Source organism: Paracoccus zhouxuedongae (genome assembly GCF_041927815.1).
Taxonomy (GTDB): domain Bacteria; phylum Pseudomonadota; class Alphaproteobacteria; order Rhodobacterales; family Rhodobacteraceae; genus Paracoccus.
The window spans coordinates 1-26,817 of the sequence record NZ_JBHFHM010000021.1; the positions used below are offsets into that span (position 1 = coordinate 1).

Annotated in this window: 20 protein-coding genes, 3 pseudogenes and 1 other annotated feature; of the genes and pseudogenes, 12 read left to right on the forward strand and 11 right to left on the reverse strand. The window is 60.7% G+C overall.

Features of this window, described 5'->3' with window-relative positions; all coding sequences use genetic code 11:
- Window positions 1-325: 325 nt before the first annotated feature.
- From ACEYYA_RS14920 to ACEYYA_RS14930, 3 genes are all read right to left on the reverse strand, one after another.
- Entirely contained in the window at window positions 326-3,628 is a 3,303-nt protein-coding gene (locus tag ACEYYA_RS14920; protein ID WP_374801718.1) for an error-prone DNA polymerase, read from the reverse strand.
- 80 nt (window positions 3,629-3,708) lie between these two features.
- On the reverse strand, window positions 3,709-5,187 hold the full coding sequence (locus ACEYYA_RS14925) for a Y-family DNA polymerase (RefSeq protein ID WP_374801719.1): 1,479 nt from the start codon (window positions 5,185-5,187) through the stop codon (window positions 3,709-3,711).
- The gene (locus ACEYYA_RS14930; protein ID WP_374801720.1) at window positions 5,129-5,716 is read right to left on the reverse strand and encodes an ImuA family protein; all 588 of its coding nucleotides are present in this window, start codon (window positions 5,714-5,716) and stop codon (window positions 5,129-5,131) included. The genes ACEYYA_RS14925 and ACEYYA_RS14930 overlap by 59 nt, the downstream gene beginning before the upstream one ends.
- Window positions 5,717-5,969: 253 nt before the next feature.
- Between ACEYYA_RS14930 and ACEYYA_RS14935 the strand changes: the two genes are divergently transcribed.
- Window positions 5,970-6,734 carry a hypothetical protein gene (locus ACEYYA_RS14935; protein ID WP_374801721.1) on the forward strand — a complete coding sequence of 255 codons (765 nt, stop codon included), beginning with the start codon at window positions 5,970-5,972 and terminating at the stop codon, window positions 6,732-6,734.
- Between the two features lie 37 nt (window positions 6,735-6,771).
- Window positions 6,772-7,389, forward strand: a complete 618-nt coding sequence (locus tag ACEYYA_RS14940; RefSeq protein ID WP_374801722.1) for a type II toxin-antitoxin system VapB family antitoxin — start codon at window positions 6,772-6,774, stop codon at window positions 7,387-7,389.
- A gap of 140 nt (window positions 7,390-7,529) precedes the next feature.
- Here ACEYYA_RS14940 and ACEYYA_RS14945 read toward each other — a convergent pair whose 3' ends face one another.
- The 5 genes from ACEYYA_RS14945 to ACEYYA_RS14965 all read right to left on the reverse strand — a co-directional run bounded on the left by ACEYYA_RS14945 (window position 7,530) and on the right by ACEYYA_RS14965 (window position 13,348).
- Window positions 7,530-9,323: a TniQ family protein gene (locus tag ACEYYA_RS14945; RefSeq protein WP_374801723.1), complete on the reverse strand. Its 1,794-nt coding sequence runs from the start codon at window positions 9,321-9,323 to the stop codon at window positions 7,530-7,532.
- Window positions 9,323-10,273, reverse strand: a complete 951-nt coding sequence (locus tag ACEYYA_RS14950; RefSeq protein WP_374801724.1) for a TniB family NTP-binding protein — start codon at window positions 10,271-10,273, stop codon at window positions 9,323-9,325. Before ACEYYA_RS14950 ends, ACEYYA_RS14945 begins: the two co-directional genes overlap by 1 nt.
- Entirely contained in the window at window positions 10,263-12,401 is a 2,139-nt protein-coding gene (locus ACEYYA_RS14955) for a hypothetical protein (protein WP_374801725.1), read from the reverse strand. Before ACEYYA_RS14955 ends, ACEYYA_RS14950 begins: the two co-directional genes overlap by 11 nt.
- Entirely contained in the window at window positions 12,398-12,898 is a 501-nt protein-coding gene (locus tag ACEYYA_RS14960) for a restriction endonuclease (RefSeq protein WP_374801726.1), read from the reverse strand. The genes ACEYYA_RS14955 and ACEYYA_RS14960 overlap by 4 nt, the downstream gene beginning before the upstream one ends.
- Window positions 12,899-13,099: 201 nt before the next feature.
- Window positions 13,100-13,348 carry a helix-turn-helix domain-containing protein gene (locus ACEYYA_RS14965; RefSeq protein WP_374801727.1) on the reverse strand — a complete coding sequence of 83 codons (249 nt, stop codon included), beginning with the start codon at window positions 13,346-13,348 and terminating at the stop codon, window positions 13,100-13,102.
- Window positions 13,349-13,557: 209 nt separating this feature from the next.
- On the opposite strand from ACEYYA_RS14965, the gene ACEYYA_RS14970 reads away from it, so the two are divergent.
- A complete protein-coding gene (locus ACEYYA_RS14970) occupies window positions 13,558-14,277 on the forward strand; it encodes a hypothetical protein (RefSeq protein ID WP_374801728.1) in 720 nt (239 codons plus the stop codon).
- 536 nt (window positions 14,278-14,813) lie between these two features.
- Here ACEYYA_RS14970 and ACEYYA_RS14975 read toward each other — a convergent pair.
- Window positions 14,814-15,431: a glutathione S-transferase family protein gene (locus ACEYYA_RS14975; protein ID WP_374801729.1), complete on the reverse strand. Its 618-nt coding sequence runs from the start codon at window positions 15,429-15,431 to the stop codon at window positions 14,814-14,816.
- A gap of 449 nt (window positions 15,432-15,880) precedes the next feature.
- Here ACEYYA_RS14975 and ACEYYA_RS14980 point away from each other — a divergent pair, with 449 nt between their 5' ends.
- From ACEYYA_RS14980 to ACEYYA_RS15015, 8 genes and pseudogenes are all read left to right on the forward strand, one after another.
- A complete protein-coding gene (locus tag ACEYYA_RS14980) occupies window positions 15,881-16,450 on the forward strand; it encodes a TetR/AcrR family transcriptional regulator (RefSeq protein ID WP_374801737.1) in 570 nt (189 codons plus the stop codon).
- A 169-nt stretch (window positions 16,451-16,619) separates the two neighbouring features.
- The gene (gene rlmN, locus ACEYYA_RS14985) at window positions 16,620-17,615 is read left to right on the forward strand and encodes a 23S rRNA (adenine(2503)-C(2))-methyltransferase RlmN (protein WP_374801730.1); all 996 of its coding nucleotides are present in this window, start codon (window positions 16,620-16,622) and stop codon (window positions 17,613-17,615) included.
- 393 nt (window positions 17,616-18,008) lie between these two features.
- Window positions 18,009-18,386, forward strand: coding sequence for a putative immunity protein (locus tag ACEYYA_RS14990; protein ID WP_374801731.1), 378 nt, complete (start codon window positions 18,009-18,011; stop codon window positions 18,384-18,386).
- A 156-nt stretch (window positions 18,387-18,542) separates the two neighbouring features.
- Window positions 18,543-18,767: pseudogene (locus tag ACEYYA_RS14995) on the forward strand (transposase); the annotation flags it as partial.
- Window positions 18,768-18,863: pseudogene (locus ACEYYA_RS15000) on the forward strand (integrase core domain-containing protein); the annotation flags it as partial. It lies immediately after the preceding pseudogene.
- A 223-nt stretch (window positions 18,864-19,086) separates the two neighbouring features.
- Window positions 19,087-20,811, forward strand: a complete 1,725-nt coding sequence (locus ACEYYA_RS15005) for an SIR2 family protein (protein ID WP_374801732.1) — start codon at window positions 19,087-19,089, stop codon at window positions 20,809-20,811.
- Window positions 20,808-21,443, forward strand: coding sequence for a hypothetical protein (locus tag ACEYYA_RS15010; protein ID WP_374801733.1), 636 nt, complete (start codon window positions 20,808-20,810; stop codon window positions 21,441-21,443). The genes ACEYYA_RS15005 and ACEYYA_RS15010 overlap by 4 nt, the downstream gene beginning before the upstream one ends.
- Entirely contained in the window at window positions 21,440-23,860 is a 2,421-nt protein-coding gene (locus ACEYYA_RS15015; protein WP_374801734.1) for an AAA family ATPase, read from the forward strand. Before ACEYYA_RS15010 ends, ACEYYA_RS15015 begins: the two co-directional genes overlap by 4 nt.
- A gap of 51 nt (window positions 23,861-23,911) precedes the next feature.
- Here the strand turns inward: ACEYYA_RS15015 and ACEYYA_RS15020 are convergent.
- Window positions 23,912-25,146, reverse strand: a protein-coding gene (locus ACEYYA_RS15020) for an IS3 family transposase (RefSeq protein WP_374801735.1) whose coding sequence is annotated in 2 segments (ribosomal slippage) — window positions 23,912-24,846 and window positions 24,846-25,146 — 1,236 coding nt in all. Because the reading frame shifts where the segments join, the coding sequence is not laid out codon by codon here.
- Window positions 24,743-24,859, reverse strand: a sequence feature (AL1L pseudoknot). Its footprint overlaps the gene before it by 117 nt.
- Before the next feature lie 72 nt (window positions 25,147-25,218).
- Window positions 25,219-25,668 (reverse strand): annotated as a pseudogene (locus ACEYYA_RS15025) (integrase core domain-containing protein); the annotation flags it as partial.
- On the opposite strand from ACEYYA_RS15025, the gene ACEYYA_RS15030 reads away from it, so the two are divergent.
- Window positions 25,669-26,127, forward strand: coding sequence for a radical SAM protein (locus ACEYYA_RS15030; protein ID WP_374801736.1), 459 nt, complete (start codon window positions 25,669-25,671; stop codon window positions 26,125-26,127).
- Window positions 26,128-26,817: the final 690 nt, after the last annotated feature.

Sequence of the window (26,817 nt, forward strand, 5' to 3'; positions counted from 1 at the left end):
GGTCTTCCTCTCCGCCGTCGCACTCGCCGCAACCGTCATGTTCTGGCTATGAAACGAGAACGAGTCCTGACCCTAGAGGCTTACGTTCCGGCCAAGGGAACGAGTTAGAGCGATGGCAAGTAACTGTAGTCGCTTTTTCAGACGCCCGCCGACCATCTGCATCCGGCCCATGTGCATCGCCGAGGTGAGGATGCCAAAATGAAGGAGCGGCGTATCTGGCGGTTCGGTGCTGCAATGCGCGAGCTGTCTTGAAAGGTGCGATGACGTCCACTCACAGCCTGAGGGAACCGGCAAGCCCGGATTCACCTCTGACGAAGCCCTGTCATCAATGAAAATCCCGGCTGGGGAACAGCTGCTTGGCTTGATCGCGGGGGTGCATGGCGCGCGGGGTCGGGCGAGTGCGGGGGGCGCTGTCGGTTTTGGCGGTCGTCTCGCCGATGGCGCCGGGCATCGGGTGGCCAAGGTCAGACAGGCGGTCCGAGACATCCTCGATCTGCCGAGCGATCAGATGCACGACGATACCTTCGCGTTGCAGCGGGCCGGTGACGCGCAGCAATCGCCCGCCCATGACCGCGCGTCGGTGGGCCTCGAACACCTTGCGCCAGACAACCACGTTCGAGACGCCGGTCTCGTCCTCCAGCGTCAGGAACACCACACCCGAGGCGGTGCCGGGGCGCTGGCGGGTGATGACAAGGCCGCAGACGGTGGTGCGCTGCAAGGGCGCACTGATCAGCGCATCGTGACGGGTCAGGCCGGGTAGGGATGGGCGTAGCAGCTCCATCGGGTGGGCGCGCAAGCTCAGGCGGGTTGCGACGTAGTCCTCGACCACCTCCTCGCCCATCTGCATTTGCGGAAGCTGGACTGTCGGCTCATGGATTGCCTCGCCATCGATGGGGTCGCTGAACAGGGGCAGTTGCGACGGCGCCCGGATCGCGCGCACCTGCCACAGCGCATCGCGCCGAGTCAGGCCCATGCCGGTGAAAGCATCGGCCTCTGCCAGCCGTTCCAACGCGGCGGGGGCAACGCCCGCACGTAGCCAGACCGTTTGCGGATCACGATAGCCATTGCCGCGTGCGGCGGCGATCCAGTCCGCGTCGCCCTGCTGGAAGCCCTTGATCTGCCGAAACCCCAGCCTCAGCGCCAGGGCGCCATCCGCGCGGCGTTCCAGCCGGTTGTCCCAGGCGCTGTGGTTGACACAGACGGGGCGGACCTCGATCCCGTGATCGCGCGCATCGCGGACGATCTGCGCCGGGGCGTAAAATCCCATCGGCTGGCTGTTCAGCAAAGCGCAGGCAAATACCGCCGGGTGGTGGCGTTTCAGCCATGCTGACACATATACCAACAACGCAAAGGCCGCCGCGTGGCTTTCGGGAAAGCCGTAATCGGCAAAGCCTTCGATCTGCGAAAAGCAGCGGGCCGAAACCTCGGCGCTGTAGCCATTCGCCATCATCCCGGCGATGAACTTGTCGCGATGCTCGCCGATGGTGCCCATGCGGCGAAAGCTGGCCAGCGAGCGGCGCAGCTTGTCGGCTTCCTCGGCTGTATAGCCCGCGCCGACTTCGGCAATTTGCAGAGCCTGTTCCTGAAACAGCGGGATACCCAGGGTACGGCGCGTGACCTGTTCCAGCGCGGGACCAAAGGGTTCGGTGGCCTCCAGCCCCTGACGACGGCGGATATAGGGTTGCACCATGCCGCCCTGAATGGGGCCGGGGCGGACGATGGCGACCTCGATCACCAGGTCGTAGAACTCACGTGGCTTCATCCGGGGCAGAAAGTTCATCTGTGCGCGGCTTTCGACCTGAAACACGCCCACCGCATCGGCCACGCACAGCATGTCATAGACGCGCGAATCTTCCTGCGGGACGCTGGCAAGCGTCAGCGTCAGGCGTTCATGGCTTTCCAGCAGGTCGAGGGCCTTGCGCACACAGGTCAGCATCCCCAGCCCCAGGATATCGACCTTGAGAATCTTCAGCGTGTCGATGTCGTCCTTGTCCCATTCGATGATGGTGCGATCCTCCATCGCGGCATTTTCGATGGGGGCCAGTTCGTCCAGCCGCCCCTTGGTGATGACGAAGCCGCCGACATGCTGCGACAGGTGGCGCGGAAAGCCGGTGATCTCGCCGATCAGCCGCAGGGTCTGCGACAGGCGCCGGTCGCGCGGGTCCAGTCCCAGCGCCCGCACCCGGTCGAGGTCGGGGCCATCGCTGGAATAGCCCCAGATCTGGCCCGACAGCGCCGCCGTGGCATCCTGCGACAGGCCCATGGCCTTGCCGACCTCGCGGATTGCAGCGCGGGATCGGAAATGGATGACGGTTGCGCACAACCCCGCACGTTCCCGCCCGTATTTCCGGTATATCCACTGGATGACCTCCTCGCGCCGCTCATGTTCGAAATCGACATCGATATCGGGTGGCTCGCCGCGGTGGCGCGAGATGAAGCGTTCGAACACCATGCCGATCAGTTCGGGCTGCACATCGGTGATGCCCAGCAGATAACAGATGATGGAGTTCGCCGCCGACCCGCGCCCCTGACACAGGATTCCCTGTGACCGCGCATATTGAACAATGTCATGGACGGTCAGGAAATAGGCCGGGAAGTTGAGTTCCTCGACCACGGCCAATTCCTTGGCCAGCAGACGCTGCGCTTTTTCCGTCACACCTTTCGGATAGCGCCGCGCCAACCCCTCATGCGCCAGCCGTGTCAGCCGGGCCATGGGGGATTCGCCATCGGTGATTTCATCAGGGTAATCATAGCTGAGCTGGCCCAGATCAAAGCTGCATCGGGTCGCGATCTCGACCGTACGGCGCAGCGCGGCCGGATGATCGTTGAACAGCCGCGCCATGTCGCCTGCGCCTTTCAGGCGACGTTCCGCATTGGGTAGGGCGCGGGTGCCGATCGCGTCGATGGTGATGCCCTCGCGGATACAGGTCAGTACATCGGCCAGTTGTCGCCGCGCCGCGCGGTGCATGAGCACATCACCAACCGCCACCATCGGTGCAGCGGTTCGTTGTGCCAAGACCGCGCAGCGGTTCAGCCAGTCGCGATCCTGCCCGTCATACCGGGGCGCGGCGCCGGTAAAGACATGATTGGGATAGCGGCGCCGCATCTGCGTGATGGGATCCTCGGCCCGGTCGGGGTCAGCCGTCAGGGCGATCAGGATCATGCCCTCGCATCCCGCCAGCAGATCGGCCAGATCCAGATGACATTCGCCCTTGCCTGCCCGCCTTTTGCCCAGCGTCAACAGCCGGGTTAGCCGCTGCCAGGCTGGCCTGTCGGTGGGCAGGGCGACCCATTCAACGCGACTGTCGCGCAGCACCAGACGGCAGCCAACGATCAGCTTGGGCAGGTGCGCCACAGAGGGTCGGGGAATGTCTTCGGGTGAGCCGATTTCCTGCCGCGTGCAGCTGTCAGTCCGATGCTGTGATCGAATCTGAACGCTCTCGGCGGCCTCCTCATGCAGGATCTGCAAGGCGCGATAGGCGCGCACCACCCCGGCCAGGGAGTTGCGGTCAGTGATGGCGATAGCCCTTAGCCCAAGTTCCGCAGCGCGGGTGACAAGCTCCTCGGGATGCGAGGCCCCGGTGAGAAAGGTGAAGTTGGAGGTGACGCAGAGTTCAGCATAATCCACGCCCCTCTTGTCTTCCTGGCCCAAATATCCCGGGGGGGCCGCGCACCGCGCGTCGGAGGCAGCGCCCCCATTGCGCCGCGTCATGGGAACTCTCCCTGCACGAACCAGCCGGGGCTTTGTGGGGTGTAGAACATCCACAGCCGCCGCCCCTGCCGCGTTTCGACCCGCCAGTAATCGCGCATCCCACTGCGCCAGTTCGCATCATCCAGCCACCATTCAGGGGTGATCCGTTCCGGCCCGGTCGCACGCCCCGTGGTCAGCGCCATGCGCCGCCAGTGGAAATATGCAGGTGGGCGGTTGCCCGTTGCGGCCACCGGTTCAGGGGGGAACAGGATGACAGGACGCGGGTTCGCGCTGACCCAGCCGCTTTGTGGCCGGGAATAGGCAGCCGGGGCGATGATGAAGCTCCGCTCTGGGATATGGCTGTCGGCGGGCAGGAAGCGCTGGACGTTTTCCAGACCAATGCGGGTGCCGATCCGGCTGATGAGATCATCCAGCCGCGCCGCATCATGCGTCTGAACATGGCTGATCTGTTCGGGCAAAAGGGGTTCGACCTGCACGGCCTCCAGCCGCAACTGGTCGATGCCGAAGCCTGCGTCCACCTCGGCCACGCCACGCTGGAACAGGGGCAGGATGCGGGCAGGATCGCGCAAAGGCCGGGCTAGGCGCAGTTCCACATCCTGCGCGTGACTGTCCACGCGGCGCAGGGTCAGGCACAGCACGCGCGCGCCCTGCTGCTGCGCCGCCAGCTTGCCGCACAGCCGCACCAGCAGCCGTTCGGTCGCCGCCATCACATCGGATTCCAGCCCGATAGGTTCGGGCAGACTAATCCGCACACCGTAATGCGGCGGATCAGGTGGGGGTGAGATGGCTTCCCTTTGATCGCCAAGCGCCTGATCCAGCCGCATCAGCAGCCCCGGCCCAAAGCGCCGGGCCAAGGGGGCGCGGGCATTCGCCGCAAGCCCGCCTATTGTGCGCAGGCCCAAGCGTTGCAGGGCCACCACCGTCTGCGGATCCAGCCGCAGCGCCGCGACCGGCAGCGGGTCAAGCGCCGCCATCGTCTTGCCAGGTGCCGCCACGCCCTGCCCGAAGTGCGCCAACGCCCAGGCTGCGCCCGGCGTGTCGGCCAGCCCGATCTGCACGTTCATGCGCGCACGCATCAGCCCCCCACGCAGATCGGCCAGCATCCCGGCCTCATCACCCCACAGATGGGCGGCGCCGGTGATGTCCAGCGCCAACCCGTCCGCACCATCCAGCCCGACCCAGGGGCAATAGCGCGTCGCCCAGCGGCGTAGCCCGTTGAGGAACCGCCCGTCCCCGATGGGGTCGGCGGGCCGACTGACAAGATCGGGGAAAAAGCTGCGCGCATCGGCAAAGGACATGCCGCGATAAAGGCCCTCAGCTTCGGCGGCGGCGTTCAGGCAATGGATGCGATTGGCGTTGTTTTCCCTGAGGGTCAGCACAAACGGCCCGTCGACCGGGCGCAGGCGCAGGGCCCGGTCACTCGCGAGCCGGGGAAACCACAGCGATACGACGCGCCTTTGCATCCCATCGAACATGCCAGCTTCCGGTTGTTCCTGATTTGTTCTTGATAAGCGTCCAGCATTGCAGAGTCGAGTCGTCCGCATCAAAGACCGGCGCACAATGCCACCGCGTCTCGGCTGCGTTGCTGCCCATGCCCTCGGGGATCAGGCACAGCCCGGTCGTGCCGCCAGACTGCGCCGCAAGCTGCAAGCGACGCCCGGCGGTCAGGCTGAGCGGCGCGGTAATGTCCATCACGACCAGACCAAGGCAACCGTCCCGCAGCGCCTCTTCAGCCACGGCCAGCGTATCGGTCTGATCCCGGGTCCGCGCCATCAGCAGGCGCGATGGGTCGAAGCCGTCAAAACCCAGCGGATTGAGCTGTTCCGGCAGCCACGACTGACGCACCCACAACAGATCGCCGTTCACCTGCGCGCCCGCCCGCAAGGCAAACATGCCGGCCCCCGGCCCACCAGCTTCATGAACGCGCCCAGGGCGCAAGGGATATGCGGTGAACATGTTTTCCATCATATCATCCGGGTCGTTTGCGATTTTCAAAAGAAGCATCAAGGCGATCGGGCCCCGGGGCTGTTGTCTGAACCAGGCTAGAGGTCAAGTCGATAATGTCACGCCACCTGGTGTCCATCTCGCCCTTCGTGAAGCCGATCAGACGGCGCTTTTGCTAGTATAGTCGGCTTGTTCGACGGCAGGATTATCGCCATGCCATGCGGCTGGCCTCGCTGCTCATCTCGACGATCTACTCAGCGAAGGCCAATGGCCTGATGCACAGCAGAGGACAGCGCGAAGTCTTCGCGCCAGATTGGATGACGCCTACAGCACCGCTGCGAAACCGGGAAAAGTTGGGGAGAATGGGCACTATCCGCTGCTCGCGCGCATTCTCCCCAAGGATACTCCAATTGAGCAGATTCCTTCCGACATGGCGCGGTCTCTCGAGGTCGGGCTCGAATGCCATGTCGTGCATAGCCGCGAGCTTGCCAACCCAGTCCTGCAACGTGTGTTAGCGACATTGCGTGATCAGTTGTCCACCAGCAGCGAGTATACAGGCGATGTCCAGCAGGCATTCGACGCCGTCCTCCAACAGATATTGATTTTCTGTAGTGACCGGCAAAATGCGGGGACTCGCGATCTCGGGTCGCGAGGCGCCTATCTGCGCGCTCATGATCCGAACGAGGCCGACCTCCAGTCAGACCTCCGCGACTTCCTTAAGGGCAATCTGGTGGGCGCCGAGGTTCTGTCCGAAGTGAGCGGTATCGCGACAGGAAGGACCGATCTCTACATCAGCCTAGGCGGACCGGCTTTCGTTATAGAGCTCAAAAAGCATGAGGGTTCATTCTCACGCGAGGCTGCCAACCGCTATCGGGCGCAGGCAATCAGTTATCAGGCGGCCAATGTTCGGATCGGATTTCTCGGTGTGCTAGAACTTGTTGATCGGCCGGGGCCTGTGCCAAGCATCGAAGAGTGTCTATGGCACATTGCCTATGTTCCTGAAGGTGGCGAGTTCGCCCGACACCTCATCGTCTTCAAGGTTCCCGGGCGCCTAAAACCCCCGTCTGCGCTCCGCTAGCGCGCCTAAATCCCAAAATGGCGGCAGTTAGTCCCTGATGATCTTCGATAGTGCGCGCACCTCGAACCGCTCTCCGAACGTCGGCATCACTCGCGTCCATGCCCGTATCAACCCTTCGCAGCCTCCGTCGCGCCCTTCCAGAAAAGGTCAGCTCGATTGCCCCAAAGGACAAACATCGACCCCAAAGGTCAAATATCACTGGAATCGACATCGGGTGGCAACAGCCCCAAAAATCTGCTTCTCGCTCGGACATTTTTCCAATAAAATCAATGGCCGAATTTTTGATTGCCGAACTGGTCCTGCCCTTTTGGTCAGAAAGCTCTGCCTACGCCGGGCCAGCAGACCTGTTGCCCTGCATACATGGACGGCTGCACATTACAGATGTGGTGAGAACGTAAGCGGGGGATCCGTCGTGTCGCTTTTCGTCCGTGACGAAGCTCTGAAGGAGTTGGCCGGCAGATTGGCTGCGATCAGCGGGCTCAGCGAAACCGAGGCGGTGCGCCGGGCCCTGGAGGGCGCGATCCGTCAGGCCAAAAGCAGGCAGACGCTATCCGAACGCTGTGAACCACTGCAGCAGCGCGCGCGTCGATTTGGGCTTATGCCGAATGGCTTTGATGACAAACCGGATCAGGACGAGATGTCTGGGGGATTATAGTGCTGCGTGGGCAGCGCCGCTCGCGCCGGACCTTGACGCGCGCGGGATGCTGCCGTTCATTGCCCAAATATTGGTTGGCCGATGAGGGGTTACTATTCTCAAGGATGACCCGGCCGGCGACAGTGTAGCCGGCAGGGTTGTCATGCAACCTCGGAGCGCCGAAAGATCAGGCTGCATTGAAGGCCTAGCGGCAATGGCACCACGCGCTGTTCGGTCTGGAAAATGTACTCATCATTCGCTGACTTTCCCGACAGCTCCGCCAACTCGTCCAGCGATACGTGCTTCGCTCTGAACTCTTCGAGCGATGCCGTGGTCGAGTAGCGGCCCTGACGAATGTGCCGAGATTTCCGGTGGGTCGGCGTCTTCAGCAGACCCATCTCTATCAGTCGGAACACGGTCGGCTTGGTAATCTTGAGCAGCTTTGCGGCCGTAGGGGATCCGACAATGTCATCACCGCGCCGGCCCCGGAGGTTTTCCAGAGTTTCGAGCCTAAGGCGGAACGCCCGAAAACTGCCGGTATCTGACGTTTCGGTGTAAAGCGGCACTCGATGCGTCAGGATAAAGCTCGTCAATGGCGCGATCATCACACCACGCCGCCGTGCGGCGGTGGGAATGTCCACGAGTTCCGTTCGCCGTCCGGGCCGGCTCGCCTGTTCGCGCAATCGGCCGATGAACGCTTCGATAACGTCGCGATGATAGTACGAGGTTGCCTGCCCATCCTCGAAATACCGCTTCACAAGGCCCTCTGACGTCAGTCTTTCAAGCAGTACATAGTCGATGCCGATGCTCTTGGCCGCCTCTTTGGCGCCCAGCAGCGAGTTGACGTCGGCACCTATATCGCTCAGCAGCGCAGCGGGAATATAGCGCTTCAGAATATAGAATTTTCCGCCCGGATGCAGTTCTGCCATGCCCATCGTCGCCAGCTTTCGACCCAGCCTGATATGGGGAAGGCCATAAACCTGCTTTGCAGTGCTGAACGAATGCACCTTCTGTTCTGGGCAAGGCTTGCCGAGCACAATCGATCCAGTCGTGACGGGGAAATTCTCGAAAATGAACTCGCGGACGACATCGCGAACCTGGTCGAAATCCTTGTCATCATTGCGCGAGCGAAGCCAGTCAAAGAAAATGCGATAGTGCGACCGATAGAGTTTTTCTCCGACGGGGTGGGCCTCCTGTATCTCCTTGAGCTTGCTGCGCAGTCCTTCTGGTCCGTCGAGTAGAACGCGTAACCCGGCCGTGCCGGCTGCAGCCCATTGCGGACTTGTCAGCGCAGCTCGTTTGACTTGCGGGCCGAGGGTCAATAACGCGCCCAACATCTCGCAGCTCTGTGCCGCGACATGAAACGGCAATCGGCCAAGCCACGTCTCTTCCGGACCATTTTTCACGCGATTGGCCAGATAGAGCTCGAGTTCCAGCTGATCCGGGTCGGCGAATTCAATCTCTCCCGGCTGAAAGCCATCGAGCATCGGAACATGATCGAAGCAGTCGTTGGGGCTGTTCGGCTTGGGCAGCGCAATGAGATGGCAGCCATGCACGGCGCATGTGCGCGTCGACGACAACTGCCAGAGCCCGTGATGGACCATATCGATCCCGCTCGGCGCATCCGATACGCATTGAGGACATATGCGCATCACCGTCCTGTTGAAGGCGGTGAACTTGATCACCTCCCGACCCAGGCGGAACCAGCCGCTTTCAGCAATACTCGGCGTTGCCGACTGCAGTTTGGAAGCATTGGCACTTCCCAGAGCCGCCAAGCGCTGGATTTCAACAGGATCACCATTGACTAGCTGGAAATAGTCGATCCCGATATCCGAGCAGAAGGTGATCAGACGCGGCACGCCATTCCGGCGTGCGAGGCGGGAGGCAAACGATGTCGCTGACTCACCGGTCAGCATCGGAACAGAGAGCGGAAGCGGCTTTGTGGCGCTAAACATCAGCCATGCTCCCGTGCAAAGACCTGACGTGCGTCAATTCGGTGGAAATCAGGTATGACGAACGGGTTGAACGCATCTTCCGCGCCGGATCGCTGAGCATACGCCTCGACGAAGTGCATGCCGCGTAGGGATGCATCGCCGTTGAGATAGGCCTGCTCGATTGCAGCAAGTGTAAGTTCGATCACGAGGCCGAACTGGTTTGCCGCCGCGTGGATGAGCCGTTCCGCAAGTTCTGTCGAGGCGACATCATCACCGACAGAGACATGGCCTCGCTGGCAGTAGGCCTCGATCAGGTCGAGTACATCGTCGGCATGACCAACTGCCGAAAGCGGGCCAAAATAGATCGTTTTCATCCGGCGGCCGAGTTGCGGATCGTGGTTCAGGATATCCTCCAGTTCTGTGGTCCCCGACAGAATAATACCGACCGGCCAATCATTGTCGGTCATCAATGTCTTCAACATGGCGGCAACCGCGTTGAGCTCATGACGGGTGCCGCGCGAGGCGAGATCCTGCGCCTCGTCCAAGTGGACAAAGAGTACCTTTCGCTCCTTCAGATGGTGCCGGACCAGATCCCATATGTACCATGCTTGTCGTTCGGAGCTGATCTGGAAGCCAAGGGCCCGCAGCAGCGACTGCCCCACAAGTTTAAGGGTCGCTGGTGAAGGTACGCGCAGGCTGACAATTGTCAGGTCCGCGTGACCCTCGGCATCGAGCCGTTCACGCGCTCGCTTGAGAAGCTGGATCACGGCAGCGCTTTTCCCCGCACCCGATGCGCCGGACAACGCCAGGCCATGCGCTTCTCTGGCACGGCCTACTCCGAGATCAGCAAGCCGCTTCTCGGCCAGCATGGTGAACCGCGCCTCCAGGGGCTGAAAACGCTCATGCTGGACAAAGTGATCTGCAAGGACTGAGATTTTCTGGGCTGCGTGGGCAATACGTTCATTTTTCATCGTCGAATCTCCAGCGGTTGCGACGCTCACGGGGCGCCAGGACCTTTGGGTTGCGTGTGTTGTCGGTCAGTTCGGGCGTCATCGAAGGCTGGGGTGAGATGACGATTCCATGGGTCAGTGGGTCGGCCGACCCGACCGCCTGTCCCATCCGATCGGCATCAGAGCGGATGGGGTAATGCAGCGCGCGCTGATTGCGTTCGATGTCCTGATCCGTGACATGAAAAGGCGTGAGTTCCCGACGCAGAAAGGCTTGTAGGACTGTCTCGGAAATCCGTGCGATGCCCCGGTGCAGCACCGGCGCGTTCAGTTCTTCATTTTGTCGCTTCGTCTTGTGCTGTGTGCGCGTTGCCTCGACCAGTTGGTCATAGCTGACACCCTCGAACCCGCTTTGGTTGGCGATGGCTGGATGCCAGCGAGCGCCCACCTTGACCGCGATCCATCCGATGTCCTGCAGATCCGCGCGGATTTCCACTGTTCGGTGTGGAGAGTGAAGAAATGCTTCGCGCAGTGCTTCGCAGCTGTAGCTCAGGCCAGCGAACAGGACACCATCGCCGCGAAGTTTGCGCCGCATGGGTCGGCCGAACGCCTTGCGCAGTGCGAGGCCGTCGGGAAGCGGTGGGGTACCATGCAGGGCGACCAGTCGCGTCCAGGCATCGTTCGGGGTCTCACCACCAAGCGAGCCGTGCGGCTGGTTGTGGTAGATATCCACGACATAGCTCAGCAGGATGGTGATCAGGTCGTCATCACAGAGGCAGGCCAATTGCTCGGACGGGTAGTCGCCGCGCTCTATCGTGTCGAAGAACGTCCGCCCTGCAAGCAGAGGCATCAACTGATGCCCGAAGGTTCGGAAGAACGACTCGATGTGGCCCCTTAGCCATGGCAGACCAGCAGGAGGAAGATGCGCGGTTATGGCAAGCGATGACACTGTGGATTGAAAATCGTCAGAAACGAAGGCCGAACCCTGATCCGTCACAAGGGTGTCGATGCCACCATGATGGTGCCAGGTGCTTTCGCAGCCGGCAGCTCGGGCCAAGGGGGTCTTATCCACAAAGATGTCGCGCAACGCCCTGATCGCGTCATCTGAATTGGGTGTTTCGGCCAGGCGCATGGACAGGATGCATCTGGTCGCACAGTCAATTGCCACATAGAGCCAACGGCGCCCTTTTTCGAACTGGGCCCGTCTTTCAGGCGGAAGATGATCCCAGATACCCGTCAGGACCAATAGCGAGATCACGTCAAGACGGTTTTCGTCCATCTCGACGCGCTCCAGAGGCCGCTGGATGTCGAGGCCCTTCTCATACAGCGTGAATTTGGCGTTGGCTGCTGCAACTCCGTAGCGCTTCGCATGAATATAATAGGGGTCGGCCATGGCCAGGCGGCGCTGTATGCTCGAACGTGAGGGCACAATAAGCAGAGGCGACCCAGCCTCTGCGCGGCGCATATTCTCTGCGGCGAACAGCGCCTGCGTCGCATCGACTGCTTTCATCTTTGTAGGACGCTGCGTATCGGCATAAATCTCGATGACCTTGGTCATCAGGGCTTCGGTCCGATAGCACCAGCGCGGTTCCCGGTTTCCGCTGCGATGAGTTTTGGGGATCAGGGCGAGTGCCGAAAAGCCTCCGCGCTCGTAATCGCGAAGCCATTGGAAGCCAGCTCGACTACCAGGGAGCTTTCGGGTGATCAGGTCCTTTCCGGGCCGAACGGCCGAATGTGCAGCCGAGCCATCTGACAGACGCCGATGCGTTTCTTGCGTCAGCGTTGCCCGACCAACGATATAACCCTGGTACGTTCGTTTGATCGCACCTGCTGCCTGGAGAGCCAGGAATGCGTCGCAAAATGCCTTTCTGAAGATCACTTCGCGTTGCAGGTCCTCCGGCAGCTCCTTCAGGGCGTCAACGGGGGTCTGCCCGCGCAGGTCTTGGTAGGAACGATCAAAATAGCCCGCGACATAAGTGGTGTCCGGCCGCCGCAAAAGTTCGGCCAGATGCTCATGTGTCACCCTTTCCGTGATGTCCGGCTGCCCCAGCCTTTCGAACAGCACACCATCCCCATCCACCTCAAGTGGTCGCATGGCGGTTCCCGCCGCATTGATCAGGTCGGATTTCGAGAAACGAAAACGAACAGTCATGCCGCGACCTCCGTCAGCGGTGCGCGCGACCATGCAAGCGTCCGAGCGGCCTCTGCGGCGGCAGCACGATCAAGGTGCCGGTCGGTGATCAGCATGATCCGGTCGGCAAATTGCTTTGGCGTTGCGGCAGCGACCCCTTCGAGTTCAGCCACGAAGGTACGCTCGACCACCCGCTGCATCGGCTTAATGGCGACAGCGATGCGCTCACCGTCGGTTTTGGTCACCAGAAAATCGAACACATGTTCAGCCGGGCGCCCATTCGGGCGAGTATATTGCACCGCCGTTGGCTGTTCCCAGATATGTTGAACGTCGTCGCGCACCAGAGTTAGGCACAGGAACGCGTATTCCAGCGCGCTTTCGAACTGGATGATGCGTGGCTGCTCGAACCCTGGTAGCCTGGCCACCAGGGAACCGCGCAGACTGGCCCTGGATCGACGCGAGATGGTGCGGGTCGCGCGGCTCGGTTCGGGCCCGCGATAGATGAGGTTCTTCGTCATTGTATCTGGATTGCCCCACAGTCCTTTCAGACAGGCGGTAGCAATCGTCCCCTTCTTCAGAGTGTGTTGAACAGCCCTGCCGGGCCTCGCGCCCGACAGGTTGACTTTTTGTTCGACTCGGGGGATGAAGAGATGTCGGCGCTAATCGACATCTAAGAGGGGCTCACCTGTTTGCACCAGGCGCCCCTTTTTCATATCCCGTCACCAGCTTTGATCTTGCTCGGGTTCCTCCTCCTCTGTTGTGTAGCGATCAGGGAAGAGCTTCTGCGGCGTCGTGCCAAGATGTTCGGCAATCTCGGTCTGTACTCGGTGCGATTTCCGGTAGCCTTGGCTGACAACAGTGACGCTGCTCTGAGAGATACCAAGCTGTCGGGCGATCTTGGCCATGGACGAACCCGCCAGCCGAAGCCGGAACTTGAGGCGTTCATGCTTTTTCTGATCGACCTTCATGGAAGGGTAAGTCCTTGGTCTGTGAAGATTCTCCTCGGTGCACAGATTCGGAAAAGTGATTCGGGTTCAAGCATGAAACGCCAATCCTCTGCTTTTGTCGGATTTTGACCCTAGAAAAACCGGCCAAAATACGAATCTTCTTCCTGCCTCGCTGATCGCAGCCTATGACGGGCACAACACTTGGGGCATGAGGGCGGCCGCGGGGCAGCATGTTGAGTGGTGAAACAGAGACATTTGAGGGGCTGACGGAAGAGCAAAAGACGCGACTGCTTGCAGCGCGGAAAAGCTACGCGGTTGCCCAGGCACTGGCCGATGAACACAAAGCCGTGGTTGATGAACTTGAGCGTATGCGGTTCATTGCTCGCGTATACGCAGTGAGAAAACGACGAGCCGCCCGGTCGACGACCGACCAGTATCTGAACAATGACTTCACCCTGCCGGAGGACAGCAGGAAGAACGACCTTCCTCAGCCTGCGCGGATGATGGTGATCGAGCGCAGGGTGTCGATCCGTGATCTCCTGAACCCTCCCACCCCCGCGCCGCTGCCGGCGGAGAATGAGTTGATCGAACAATACAGGCTGGTACGCTCGATAAATAGCTTCGCGTTCTGGCTCGGTCTGCGTAGACACGCGGCAATCAAGGTCCTGAAATCAGTTGGAATTGACGTTTATGGAGAGGTTGCCAGGGACTGGGAGGCTGGCGAGTCGATCCGCGAACTCAGCCGACGTCATGGCCCCGGACGCGATACCATATCGAGCTGGATAAAGCGGACTGGCCGAACGGTCCCGGTCGCCAACAGCCGCCAGCGCTATGACGAAGAACTCATACTCGAAATCTATGAAAAAACGAATTCCTGTAACAGCGCGGCGAACGCAGCAGGGGTCGCTTGGCGAACGGCCAAGGCGGTCTTGATAAGGTATGGGAAGTGAACTGTGACTGAACCTGCTCTGCTCAGCCAAAGCCCGCGAAGTCCGCTTTCGGCCCAAAGCCGCTGTCTGATCGTTGTAGCTGTTGATTCCACTGGCATTTGACCTTTTGGGTCGATATTTGTCCTTTGGAATACCGCCATCTATCCATTTGCTAGGTCCGCGCGCTCGCGGCCGTCGGCCGCTCCAAGGCGCCCGCGGGATCGCTCAACGTGTTTATGGCCAACGCCGGCATCGGACTGGGCGCGGTGCTGGGCGGGGCGGTCATCGATCGAATTGGCGTCGGCTATGTCGGTTATGCACAGCAGCCTTGGTCTCGCTTCTGGCGGCGACCGCAGCCCTTCTCACAGGACGCATCGCTGATAGATCTGACTCCTGATGAAGCAGGGCTATAAGTGCCCATAGACAACTTCCGCATAATCCGATGCGTCAAAATCCACCGATTTCGGGTCTTCCACAAACCTGTTCCCATGCCTCTGCCAGTCGGGCTAGGAGATAGGAACCGTCGGTCAATCCTGCGGGTGTTCGTGCGCTCGAACTCAGCCGAAATGCCGCGTGATGACCGGACCGACATCACCCCGTGCGGTCGCGGCAACGGCGGCGGCCGTCAGCTTCCGCGCGTGGCTGGTAAACCACACGGGCCGCGGCCGCCAATGGATCATCACCGCCAGATAAATGTCGAGCGCCGAGAAACGGTCGCCCAGAAACCACGGACCGACCGCCGCCTGTTCGACCTGCATCCAAAGCCGCTGTTGATGCGCATCGACCGCCGCACGGAACGACTTGGCGGCCTGTGGCTCAGCCACGAAACGCGACGGCTCGTCGGCATAGGTGAAACAGGGATAAATGTTCGCCACCAGAAAGATCAGCCAGCGCAGGAACGCCGCGCGCTCGGGCGCCCTCACTGCGGGCACGAGGTCTTCGCGACCTGTCAGGTCAGCCAGACAAAGGGTCATCGCAGCGCTTTCGGTCAGCAGCTTACCGTCATCTAACTCCAGTACCGGCACCTGTAACAGAGGGTTCAGCGCCGCAATCCTCGCATGGGCTGCGGCGTCTTCGGCCGGGTCGCCGTCAATCAGCGCCGCGGGCAGGCCATAAACTGCCAGTTGCGCCTCGACGATGGCTGAGCCTGACCCGGGAAAACCATAAAGTTTCATGGCACACCTCTCTTCGCGAACTTAGGTCGTAACCTGATCGCTGTCCTAATGAAGTCTTCCCGTTCAGCAATCAAAACAGTGCAGCCCGCGTGCTTTCCTTGCACCTATATCGGCCACTCCTACCGTTCATGCGTCGGCCGCTATATAGCAAGTCGGCTAAGAGATTATCGATGCTCCTCGGCGATCTCAGGCTTTCGGGGGGCGACAGCGGCGGCGCTCAGGACATGCCGGCCAGGCGCTTACGCGCGTTGCCACAGTTCGACGCATGAAAGCTAACGGAACTCTCGGCTGGTTGGACGAGTGAAGCAGGCGTGGGAAATCGGAACGCTATACATCCATCACTTCGCCCAGCCAGTTGACGGGCGACGCCCGGCTTATGAGCCCTGCCACTAGTCTGTAAGATGGTTATGGTAGGGGGCATCGCTCAGGAAAACTGTAGAAAAAAAGATATGGCAAGACCGAAACTTCATAGCGACGAGGTCGTCCTGGATACTGCGCTAAGCGTGCTCCTTCAGAAGGGCCCAGCCGCTTTCACTCTGTCTGATGTTGCGGCGGCGGTCGGAATCTCGCGGGCTGCGCTGATCCAGCGGTTCAAGGACAAAGCGACGCTGCATCGCAAAATCATGGAGCGCAATACGCAGGAGGTTCGCGATTACTTTGCGAACGCGAACGCCGCCAAGGGTCTCGAAGCGCTGTGGGTGATGCTCAAGGAGCTGATCGCCGGTATGGGCAGCGGTGCAGGGATGGAGGGCTACCTCCTTCTCATATGGGGCGACGTTCAGGAACCGTCGCTTCGTGAGCTCGCAGCGGAGCGCAATAACCTGGTTTTGAAAGCCATTGAGGAACGACTGCCTGCCGAGCCGCACGCGCGCGAAGAGGCCGCTGGCTTGATTCAGACGGTCATTCAGGGCGCTTGCATGCAGTGGCTCGTCGCGCCGGAAGGTGAGCTGGCGAGCTTCATGACCGAACGGACGCGCAGGATGCTGTCGATCCTCTACCCAGGCAACATGTTCGACTAGCAATCCGTTGGGTTGTTTATAACCGACACGTCGGTTATAAACTAGGCATGCGCCACGGTTCCACCGGGCTCGGAAACCCGGAACGACGGTCATGCCTATACAAGAACCAAGCCCCTTGGCGAACCAACGACAAAAAACACCCCCTGCGCCAACCTTGGCGCTGAACCTTATGGCCGACGAGTTCGATGCCTTGAACGCTGGCAGCGAGACGCAAATCGCATATCGCGATCTGTTCTGCCCGCATAAGGACCTGCCCCGCGCCTTGCGGAACTGGTCAGAGGCTCGGGGCGTCCAATTGCGAAGCCTTCGCAAAATCACCCATGATCGCGGCGGCCAATCCCAAAAGGTGCTGTTCGGCCTGCATGACGGTTATGCCGTCGAAAGTGTCCTGATCCGTCGCCACGATGGACACACTGCCTGTATCTCGTCACAGGTTGGATGTGCCTTTGCCTGCCAGTTCTGCGCCTCCGGCCAAGCCGGCCTCAAGCGCAACCTTCTGGCGGGCGAGATCGTCGAACAGGTCGTTCAGCTCGGGCCGAAGGTGAATCGGATTGTGTTCATGGGCATCGGAGAGCCACTGAACAACTACGAGCAGGTGATGAAGGCGATCCGTATCTTGCGCGACCGGCGAGGGATGAACTTTCCCACCTCGGGTATCACGCTTTCGACTATCGGCATACCGAAGGCGCTGGCGCAATTGCGAGAAGAGCACCTGGCGATCAACCTGACGATATCGCTCCACGCGACAACGCAGGAAGTTCGCGACCGTCTCATCCCCGGGTCACGCAAACACGACATCAATGAAGTGGTCAAACGCGCTACATCATGGGCGGAAAGGCACAACCGGATCGTCACCTTCGTCTATCTGGTCCTTCCCGGCATCAACGACACGCTTGCTGATGCGAAACGGCTTGCCGGTCTCATGAACAAGCAGCGGACGCGCGTGAACCTTATGCGCTGGAATCCAGTCGATGGTATCGCGCTAGAACGAACAAGCGATCGCAGCCTTGGCCTTTTTCGTGAAGTGCTGGACCGCGCCGGCGTGCCGGTCGTGGTGCGCGATACACAGGGGCGAGATATCTCAGCTGCATGTGGTCAGCTCTGGCTACGCGATCTGCGCGGCATCCCTGTCACGAAAAGTGGAGCGGCGAGCCACGTCGCATAGCCAGGCTAGGGATGCAGAGTTCGAGAACATACGGACGACGCCTTCCGACAAAGTTAAGCTATGCTCGGATCTCTCACTTGCTCGGCGGCAAACCGGGCTCGGACTGCAGCAACTACGGCGACGGCCGAGGACATTCAACTCTGCAAAAAAGACAATGAACTTGCAACCTCGATCCGCAAGTCATTGATTTCTTGCCTTCGCAGACGTCAAACACGACTGGAATCGACAAATAGTGTTGATTCCACTGGTATTTGACCTTTTGGGTCGATATTTGTCCTTTCTTGCACAAGTAAGTGAACTTTCCGCTGAAGCAGCTGTTGGTGATCGGCGCGGCGACTGATGGGCCCGAACCCAAATGAAGCTCTGTTCTAAATCAGATGAATTGTAAGCAGAATGACGAGCCTCAATCATATCAGAGCCGCAGAGTGGGCATGTGATGTCGCCCAGCATGTGCTTGACAAATTTGAATGTGTGTTTCCTGACGATAAGCGGCCGCGACGTGCGATTGAGGCTGGCCGTATGTGGGCGCGTGGCGAACTGAAGATGACGGATGCTCGCAAGGCTTCATTTGCTGCGCATGACGCAGCGCGAAGCGCTAAGAGTGCATCACAACCTCAAGCCGAAGCGGCTGCAAGGGCCGCTGGTCATGCGGCGGCAACGGCGCACGTTATTACGCACGCCGCTCATGCCTTCAGCTATGCTTTGAAAGCCAGTGACGACCCAACTGCAGAGAGTATTTGGCAAAAATCAAATTCTCCTTGCGCAGTCTGATCCAACGGCCTCGACCGATTATCAGCGTGAGCATAGTCTGACGGCGCAGAAGGATCCTTTGGTCTAGGCATACGAAACCAGCGACGAGGGATGGTCTGCCCCCTGAAAAGTGGTCCTCCCTGAAGTAGGCTTTCGAGCCAGATGGAGGATGAAGGAATGCCGCAGAAGAAGCACAAGCCCGAGGAGATCGTCGCGAAGCTCCGGCAGGTCGACGTGTTGGTTTCGCAAGGACGGTCGGTGGCTGAAGCCGTGCGGTCGATCGGCGTGACACAGTTCACCTACTAACGATGGCGCAAGGAGTTCGGCGGGCTGAAGGCCGACCAGGTAAAGCGTCTGAAGGAACTCGAGAAGGAGAACGAACGGCTCCGAAGGGCCGTCTCCTGGCGCTGTCACTACAATACGAAACGCCCTCATTCGTCGTTGGGTCATCGCCCCCCGGCTCCGGAGGTCGTCCAATGGCCGGCTTCGCCACCCTGAACCGCTACGCCGGCCACCCAAGCCGTAGCGCCCAGACCCGCCATGCACTAAGACTGAAAGCGGATCACCCTATCGGGGCAGGCCATGACCTTCTGAGCTTAAATACTATTTTTCTAGCATTCACTTCGAACTTGCGAGACAATAACGTCGCAATAGGGGCGCTGCTGCGGCGGTGCGGGGGGATTAAGACGTGGCGCTGGCTCCGACCGCCAATGATATTTCCGTGCGCGAAGTGCTGGACAAGCTTGAGACAAAATTCGCCCCGGTGGCACAAGCCATCGAGAACGGCGAGTTCGCGCTCTGGGTTGGATCTGGTATTTCGCGTCAGGCCCCGAACCTAGGAAAGCTGATCGAACGAGCCTTCGACTATTTACGCGAGCGCGCGAACGATCCGGCGACTGAAGCGGACTTCACGCCAGCGCTCGAAGAAGCGCTCACCTTGGCCGAGATCGACCCTGCAACCGTGCGCTCCCGCTACGGGGAACCGCTGGCAGCTTGGCCCGAGCACGACGACATCATCAACCGGCTGTGGAACAAGTATTCACGGGTCCTCGATATACGGGTGCCGGGAAAGGACGCGGATTTCGTCCTGTGGGATGCGATCGACATCCGAGCCGCGTTCGCCGATCCGGCGCCGCCAGCGGCTGAGCATCTTGCGATCGCAGTCCTGATCCTGGAAGGGGCGGTGCAGGAGATAGCGTCCGCCAACTGGGACGGGTTCATCGAAGCAGCGGTCGCCAGACTAAGCGGCGGCGTGCCGGGAGTGATGCAGGTCGTGGTCGATCCCGACCAACTGCGCGGGCCAGCCGGCAGAGCCAAACTGCTCAAGTTTCACGGTTGCATCATCCACGCGACCGACGAGCCGCTGGTATTTCGACAGTATCTGACCGGAAGCCACACCCAGATCATGGATTGGCCCGAAACGGCAGCTTTCGCCGCGATGCGCAACGCGATCGTCGGTCTCGCGACGACCCATAAGACGCTCGTCCTCGGTCTCTCCATCCAGGACAGCAATCTCCAGACCATCTTCGCTCGGGCCAAGGCGACCAATGGCTGGCCGTGGCCCTGTGCGCCTGCTGCGCCCGCCCACATCTTCTGCGAAGACACGATTCAAACCGGCCAGCGCGATGTCCTGCGTTTGGTCTACGGTGAGGCCTACAACAATGCGCCCGCCGCCCTGCACGACGCCACCCTGCTAAGAGCCTGGGGTGAGCAGGCTCTGATCGCGCTCGTACTGAAGCTGCTCTGCGAAAAGCTGTCGCGGCTAATGGAACTTGGTCTGACAGCTTTGGGACAGCAGCCGATGGTTGCGTCACTGGAGAAAGCACTTGAGACGCTCCGCAACGATCTGGCGGATCACGCGGTCGTTCCGGCAGGAGAGCGGAGCAGGACCGTTTTCGCCAATCAGGCAATCGAACGCTGGTCGCGCATGCTGTCGCTGTTCAGGCGCGGCGCACTGCCAAACGACAAGGACGCTTACGAAGCGCTCAGCACTTCGACCCCGAACCTTCTTGCCGCCGATCAGAATGCTGTTGCGATGGGGCTGGGCGCATTGGGAGTGATGTTGGCGCTCCTCCAGATCGGTCGCACCGATGGGCATTGGGAGTTGACCCCACCTTCCGACGATACGCTGACGTCGGGTGCGATGACTGCGCAATCCACGCGCCCGGGAGCTGGCACCCGTCCCCTGTTTCTGGTCAAATCGGCAACGGATGCGATCGCACTGCAAAGCAGCGGTGCGTTTGCGGACGACAACGCGATCATCGTGCATGCCGACGACGCCTGGCATCAGATGGTGGGAAGCGGCGTAAGCGCCCGACGTGTCCGGTCAGCTCCGGGTCGCACAGGGCGTGTCGGAAATACCCATGTCAGCATCGCTGATTTGCTGAGTCGCTCCACCGACGCGGCGGACCTGCAGAGCGCTTTCGTCGCGGAGATGATGCTATGAGCGTCGCACCCTTGGTCCAAGCTATCCAGAGACGGCTTCGCGCTGCCGGCTACCAAGACTTGTCGACGCCGCTAAAGGTCGCCGGCGTAGCCTTCCCGTTCACCGGGGCGATGCGAGGTCGCGATGGGCGCGCTCTTGACCTAGTGCTTCTGGTCGACACCACGACCGGAGATTTTGGCGACCGCGATGGCGCGCGCGTCCGCCAGCGGGTCGAGGCGCTGAGCCGCGCGCTCGATGTGACCGCTTCGCGCTATGTCGTTACCCTGATCCTTGCCGGCGCCGCGCTGGTTGAAGGCGTCGAGACGCTCTCCGAAACCTGCCGGGTCCTGCAAGTCGAGAATATCGCGCTTGGTCAGACAGGTGAGCCCGCCGATGAGATAGCGGAGCGGCAACTTGATGACCGTATCCGCGTCTTGCTGCCGCTGACGCTTCCACCTGCGCCTACCGATCCCGCAACCGGGAGCGGGCCGGCGATGGATCAACTTATCCTCGCCCTCCAAGAGGGGACGGATAAGGCGTTTCTGGAAGCGATCGTTGAGGCCTCTGCCATTGGCGAAGCTGCGGTAACGGAGGCGGCCGCAAGCGCAGTAGGCCAGCCTTTCGCGAAGTCCACCGAAGGAAAGCCGTCTTGAGCAACTCCATTCTGAAAAGCCTCGACATCACTAATTTTCGGAGCATTCGCGGACATGTCCATGCGCCGCTCGATGCGAAAGTGGTGCTCGTCCACGGTGAGAACGGCGCCGGCAAGACCAGCCTGCTTTCCGCGCTTGAGTTGGCCCTTACGGGCCAGGTGCAATCGTTGCTGCGGGCCGACCCGAGCTATCAACGGCAGTTGCTCCACCGATCTGCTGTAGACGGCAGCGTTGTGGTGCGCACCCTTAACGGCAGCGAACAGACATTCAGTGCGACGCTCGCCCCCACCGGATCGACCTCAGCAAATGCGCTTTCCGAACCGCTGGCCGCCTTCTTCCGCGAACGGGCATTCCTGCCCCAATCGCTGCTCGGCCAACTGCTGCAGATCTATCAGGATGCCGGCAATGACGCTGGCTCGCCCTTGGCGCAGTTCGTCGGAAAGCTGCTCGGCCTCGATCGCCTGGACGCGCTTGAGGCGGGCCTCAAGCCTCTCGTCGATGTTCGCAACGTCAGAAAGACCGTTGACGGATGGCTGGCGGCCGAAAGCGAAAAATCCCGCGTCGAACGGCTCCTGACAGATCAGCGCAAGAACCGCGGCGTTATCGATGATCGGATCGTCACAGCGCTCGCTGAGCTTTCGGGTCTCTGCGCTTCTCTCGAGCTTGGCATTGAGGTTACAGAGGACCGTCTGGATGATGCTGTCCTGGCGCTCTCGGATGGGCGCGATGAGGAACGCTTCGCAAAATTGAGTGACCAGGAGCGGCGGTTCGCCGCTGTTCGCCGGGAGATCCAGGACGCACAAAGCGCGGCATCCGACGACACCTCGCTGCCCGGCAAGAACACCAGCGAAGAGTTCTCGCGATGGGAAGCCGCAAACGGGGCGAGGACCGCCGCGGCGCGGGCACGGGTGGAAGCCTTGTTTCCCGATATGTCGCTACCAAGCGATCCCCTGCAGTTTGCTGAGGAGGCGCTCACCAGGCTGCGGCCGGAACGGAAACAGCTCCAGGAGCGAGCCGAGCAGGCGCGGGCGGCGATCGTGCGACGCACGAACGCTCAGGACGAGCGCGATATTGCGATACGTCAGCGCGACACGATCGATAAAGAGGTTGAGCGCTTGTCCTCGACTTCGGGCAGCCTAGCCTCGGCCTTGGCCGAACTCACTTCGTTCATCGACGACAACGTCTGCCCTCTATGTGATCGCGACTTCACCGACGTCGGAGCGGGCTCCCTCAACGACCACGTCCACGCCAAGGTTCGCACCCTGTCCGCTTCCGCCGAACGCCTTCTGACCTTGGGCCGGACCAGAAGTGAAGAGCAGGTGGCGCTTGAACGTCTCGATCGCGAACTGGAGAGCCTCGCAGCGCTTGTACTCGATGAAGAAGCGCTCGCCGCGCTTGATCGGAGGCGCGCCGCGATCGACGGCGTCACCACCGAACTGGACGCGATGATCGACACACTTCGTGAAGGTGCAAGGCTGCGGACTGCCGATGTCGCAGCGCGTCGCGCCGTCATAGATGCGCAATCGCGTGACGTCACTCTGGCGGCCGCCCGCGAAAACTTGACGTCATTCGCGACCACAGCCGGCGAAACTCCGGTCGCGGAGGGCGAGTCATTCGACGCCGCCGTCGCACGGATCTCCAAGCGGCTCGCCTCGCAATCCTCAAGTCTGCAGCAGCGTGTCATCCGGCGCCGTGATGGCCTCAACAAAATCACGGCGATCCGCGCCGACATCCAAAAGCGGCAGGACGCCGACGCGCAGATTTCGATCGATCTGAGCGCGTGGCAAGCCGCCGACACTTCGCTGGAAAAGGCCCAGAACCTTCGGGATCAGGGCATCAAGATCCGCAACGCGGTCGATCGCGTGCGTTCATCAATCATCCGGCGTGAGTTCAATGACCGTCTTAATCGTTTGTGGCGCGATCTGTTTGTGCGGCTCGCCCCGGGCGAGCCGTTCGTCCCTGCCTTTCGTATTCCGGCATCTTCTACGCAGAAGCTTCAGCCCAAGTTGATCACCGAGCATCGGGACGGCGGCGAGGCGGGCGGAGCGCCTGGCGCCATGCTCAGCGCGGGCAACCTCAACACGGCCGCACTGACGCTGTTCATCGCATTACACCTTTCGGTGCCGAAAGAGCTGCCATGGCTCATTCTCGACGATCCCGTCCAATCGATGGACGATGTCCATATCGCGCATTTTGCGGCGCTTCTTCGTACGCTTTCAAAAGAGCATGAGCGGCAGGTGATGATCGCCGTCCATGACCGCCAGCTCTTTGAATATCTGAGGCTGGAACTGAGCCCTGCGTTTCCCGATGACAGCCTACTCACTTTGGAACTGAGCAGAGGCGCGCGCCGCGATAGCGTGTGCGTGTCTAACCGCTACTCGTACAAGGAGGAGACTGCTCTTCTGACTGCGGCCTAGAGGGTAGGATTGAACCGCCCCGGGTTTACCGGAGAGTTTCTGGTTCACTGATCAGGCTGCTTTTTCGGCAGCGTTCAAGCTTGCGTGGAAGGCCTCCTCTGCTTCGTTCGGCGTGACGTAGCCGATGGCGCTGTGCAGGCGCGTGTTGTTATACCAGGCGACCCATTTCAGGGTTTCCCATTCGACCTGGCCAATGGACTTCCAGGGGCCGAGGAACTTGATGACCTCGGTCTTGAACAGGCCGATGATGCTTTCGGCGAGCGCGTTGTCGTAGGAATCTCCGACACTGCCGACCGAGATGTCGATCCCGGCCTCAGCCAGGCGCTCGGTGTATCGGATCGACAGATACTGGCTGCCGCGGTCACTATGATGGATCAACTTGCCAACCTCCGACGGTGCCCGCTGGCAGATGGCCTGGTTCAAAGCATCGAGAACAAAGCCAGTCGTCATCGAGGTTGAGACACGCCAGCCGACGATCTTCCGGGCGAAGACGTCGATGACGAAAGCGACATAGACCATGCCCTGCCAGCTTGAGACATAGGTGAAATCGCTGACCCACAGCTGGTTCGGCATGTCCGCCAAGAAGGCCCGGTTCACCTTGTCGTCGGGGCAAGGTTGTGCCGCATCGGGGTTGGTCGTGATGACCTTCTTGCCCCGCACAACGCCTTGCAATCCCATAGCCTTCATCAATCTCTCCACCGTGCAGCGGGCGATGTCATGGCCGCTGCGGCGCAACTGGTGCCAGACCTTGCGCGCGCCGTAGCGGCCCCGGCTGCCATCGAAGGCCTCTTTGATGGCGGCCATGTCCAGCTGATCCTGCCTGGCCCGGTCCGATGCCAGGTCCGGATCACGCTCCACGGCCTTGAAGGCGTAATACGTCGATGGTGCGATCCCCAGAACCCGGCAGATCTGCCCGACACCAAAGACGCCACGGTGATCGTCGAGAAACGCGATCATTTGCGGAACGGGCGGTCGAGCTCCGCCGCAGCGAAATACGCGCTGGCCTTCTTCAGGATCTCATTGGCCTGGCGCAGTTCGCGGACCTCGCGCTCCAGTTCCCTGATCCTGTCCTTCTCGGCGCTTGTCAGTCCGGCGCGCTTCCCGCTGTCGCGTTCGGCCTGCTGGCACCACACACGCAGGCTGTCCGGCGAACAGCCGAGCTTCGGCGCGATCGCCTTGTAGGCAGCCGAGTCGCTCGCGTAGTCGCCGCGGTTCTCTTGAAACAGCCGAACACCGCGTTCGCGAAGCTCGGCCGGATAGGCGGGGGTATATCTCTGCGTTGACATAGGGATCATCCTTTGAGTGTTATACTCTCCGGTAAACCCGGGGCGGTTCAGATGTGACCTGCCACTGAATTTTCATCCAGCGGCGACATGAGCCCGGCGATTGTCTACGCCCGACGGTGCGGGTTGAGCAATCGCCCGGCGCGCGGAGCTTTCATCTCGCGCAGCGGGTCGGGCGATTGCGGGGTTCAGGTTCGCGGCAAACCCTACGAGGGTCTGGTAGCCCAAGGCCGAGTGAGGCCTTTCGGTGTTGTAATCGGTGACCCAGGCAGCGATCAGGTCACGGGCATGGGCGATGTTGCAGAACAGGGTCTCGTTCAGAAATTCATCCCGCATCCTGCCATTGAAGCTTTCCACGAACCCGTTCTGCATCGGCTTGCCCGGCGCGATGTAATGCCATTCGATCTTGTGTTCGGCGCACCACTTCAGGATCGCGTTCGAGGTCAGCTCCGTCCCGTTGTCCGAAACGATCATGCGTGGCCTCCCGCGCCGTTCGATCAGCGCCGTCAGTTCCCGCGCCACGCGGTGATCCGTCGCCACGATGGACACACTGCCTGTATCTCGTCACAGGTTGGATGTGCCTTTGCCTGCCAGTTCTGCGCCTCCGGCCAAGCCGGCCTCAAGCGCAACCTTCTGGCGGGCGAGATCGTCGAACAGGTCGTTCAGCTCGGGCCGAAGGTGAATCGGATTGTGTTCATGGGCATCGGAGAGCCACTGAACAACTACGAGCAGGTGATGAAGGCGATCCGTATCTTGCGCGACCGGCGAGGGATGAACTTTCCCACCTCGGGTATCACGCTTTCGACTATCGGCATACCGAAGGCGCTGGCGCAATTGCGAGAAGAGCACCTGGCGATCAACCTGACGATATCGCTCCACGCGACAACGCAGGAAGTTCGCGACCGTCTCATCCCCGGGTCACGCAAACACGACATCAATGAAGTGGTCAAACGCCCTACAGTGAGGCTGACCTTTTCGGCTTGATTGTGATGGAGGCCTTAGGCGTCTGCTTTCGGACCTTACCGGACGGTCAGGTCGGATGGATGCTCTGCGGCAGCGTTTCCATATGCTGCCATTCGAAAGGTGTCGCAGCGACGCCCTCGCCTTCATGGTAGTAATTGGGCACTTTGCCATCGTTCTCGGTTCCTGAGATGAAGAACCGCTGATACAAAAATCCAGCAGTACTGGGTTTGCTCAGTAAATCGGAGACTGGGCCGGCGGTCTCAGCTTCAAGGTCGGGGACGACCGTACATCATCGCGAAGAGTTCTTCTTCCGAGAAGCCGAGATAGGCCCTCTGCGTAGCGACTGCTAGCTCGCCAAGCTCGTAGATTCGAGACCAGTCAACCGCGTCAGGCCTTTGACTGGCCGCTCCTTCGCTACGGCGAAATCCATGCGGATTGAACAGCTCCCTTCCAGTGAGTAAAATGACTCTCGATGCGCGACGGTCCGTACGTCTACGCTTCCAACCCCACTTACAAAGTCGTCTGAGTTGCTCTCGCTCCCCCTCACTCAAATCCGACTTGAGTGTTGAAGCAATAAGATAGGCTCCGGACAGCATCTCTCCAAGGCGCTGAAGTCGATCTATGTCAGCCTTCTTAGGGTCAGGACTCGTTCTCGTTTCATAGCCAGAACATGACGGTTGCGGCGAGTGCGACGGCGGAGAGGAAGACCTT

Coding starts and splice junctions, on each gene's coding strand:
- ACEYYA_RS14925 (WP_374801719.1), bottom strand. CDS start 5,187: ATGTTCGATGGGATGCAAAGGCGCGTCGTATCGCTGTGGTTTCCCCGG.
- ACEYYA_RS14930 (WP_374801720.1), bottom strand. CDS start 5,716: ATGCTTCTTTTGAAAATCGCAAACGACCCGGATGATATGATGGAAAAC.
- ACEYYA_RS14940 (WP_374801722.1), top strand. CDS start 6,772: ATGATCTTCGATAGTGCGCGCACCTCGAACCGCTCTCCGAACGTCGGC.
- ACEYYA_RS14945 (WP_374801723.1), bottom strand. CDS start 9,323: ATGTTTAGCGCCACAAAGCCGCTTCCGCTCTCTGTTCCGATGCTGACC.
- ACEYYA_RS14950 (WP_374801724.1), bottom strand. CDS start 10,273: ATGAAAAATGAACGTATTGCCCACGCAGCCCAGAAAATCTCAGTCCTT.
- ACEYYA_RS14955 (WP_374801725.1), bottom strand. CDS start 12,401: ATGACTGTTCGTTTTCGTTTCTCGAAATCCGACCTGATCAATGCGGCG.
- ACEYYA_RS14960 (WP_374801726.1), bottom strand. CDS start 12,898: ATGACGAAGAACCTCATCTATCGCGGGCCCGAACCGAGCCGCGCGACC.
- ACEYYA_RS14965 (WP_374801727.1), bottom strand. CDS start 13,348: ATGAAGGTCGATCAGAAAAAGCATGAACGCCTCAAGTTCCGGCTTCGG.
- ACEYYA_RS14970 (WP_374801728.1), top strand. CDS start 13,558: ATGTTGAGTGGTGAAACAGAGACATTTGAGGGGCTGACGGAAGAGCAA.
- ACEYYA_RS14975 (WP_374801729.1), bottom strand. CDS start 15,431: ATGAAACTTTATGGTTTTCCCGGGTCAGGCTCAGCCATCGTCGAGGCG.
- ACEYYA_RS14980 (WP_374801737.1), top strand. CDS start 15,881: ATGGCAAGACCGAAACTTCATAGCGACGAGGTCGTCCTGGATACTGCG.
- rlmN (WP_374801730.1), top strand. CDS start 16,620: ATGGCCGACGAGTTCGATGCCTTGAACGCTGGCAGCGAGACGCAAATC.
- ACEYYA_RS14990 (WP_374801731.1), top strand. CDS start 18,009: ATGACGAGCCTCAATCATATCAGAGCCGCAGAGTGGGCATGTGATGTC.
- ACEYYA_RS15010 (WP_374801733.1), top strand. CDS start 20,808: ATGAGCGTCGCACCCTTGGTCCAAGCTATCCAGAGACGGCTTCGCGCT.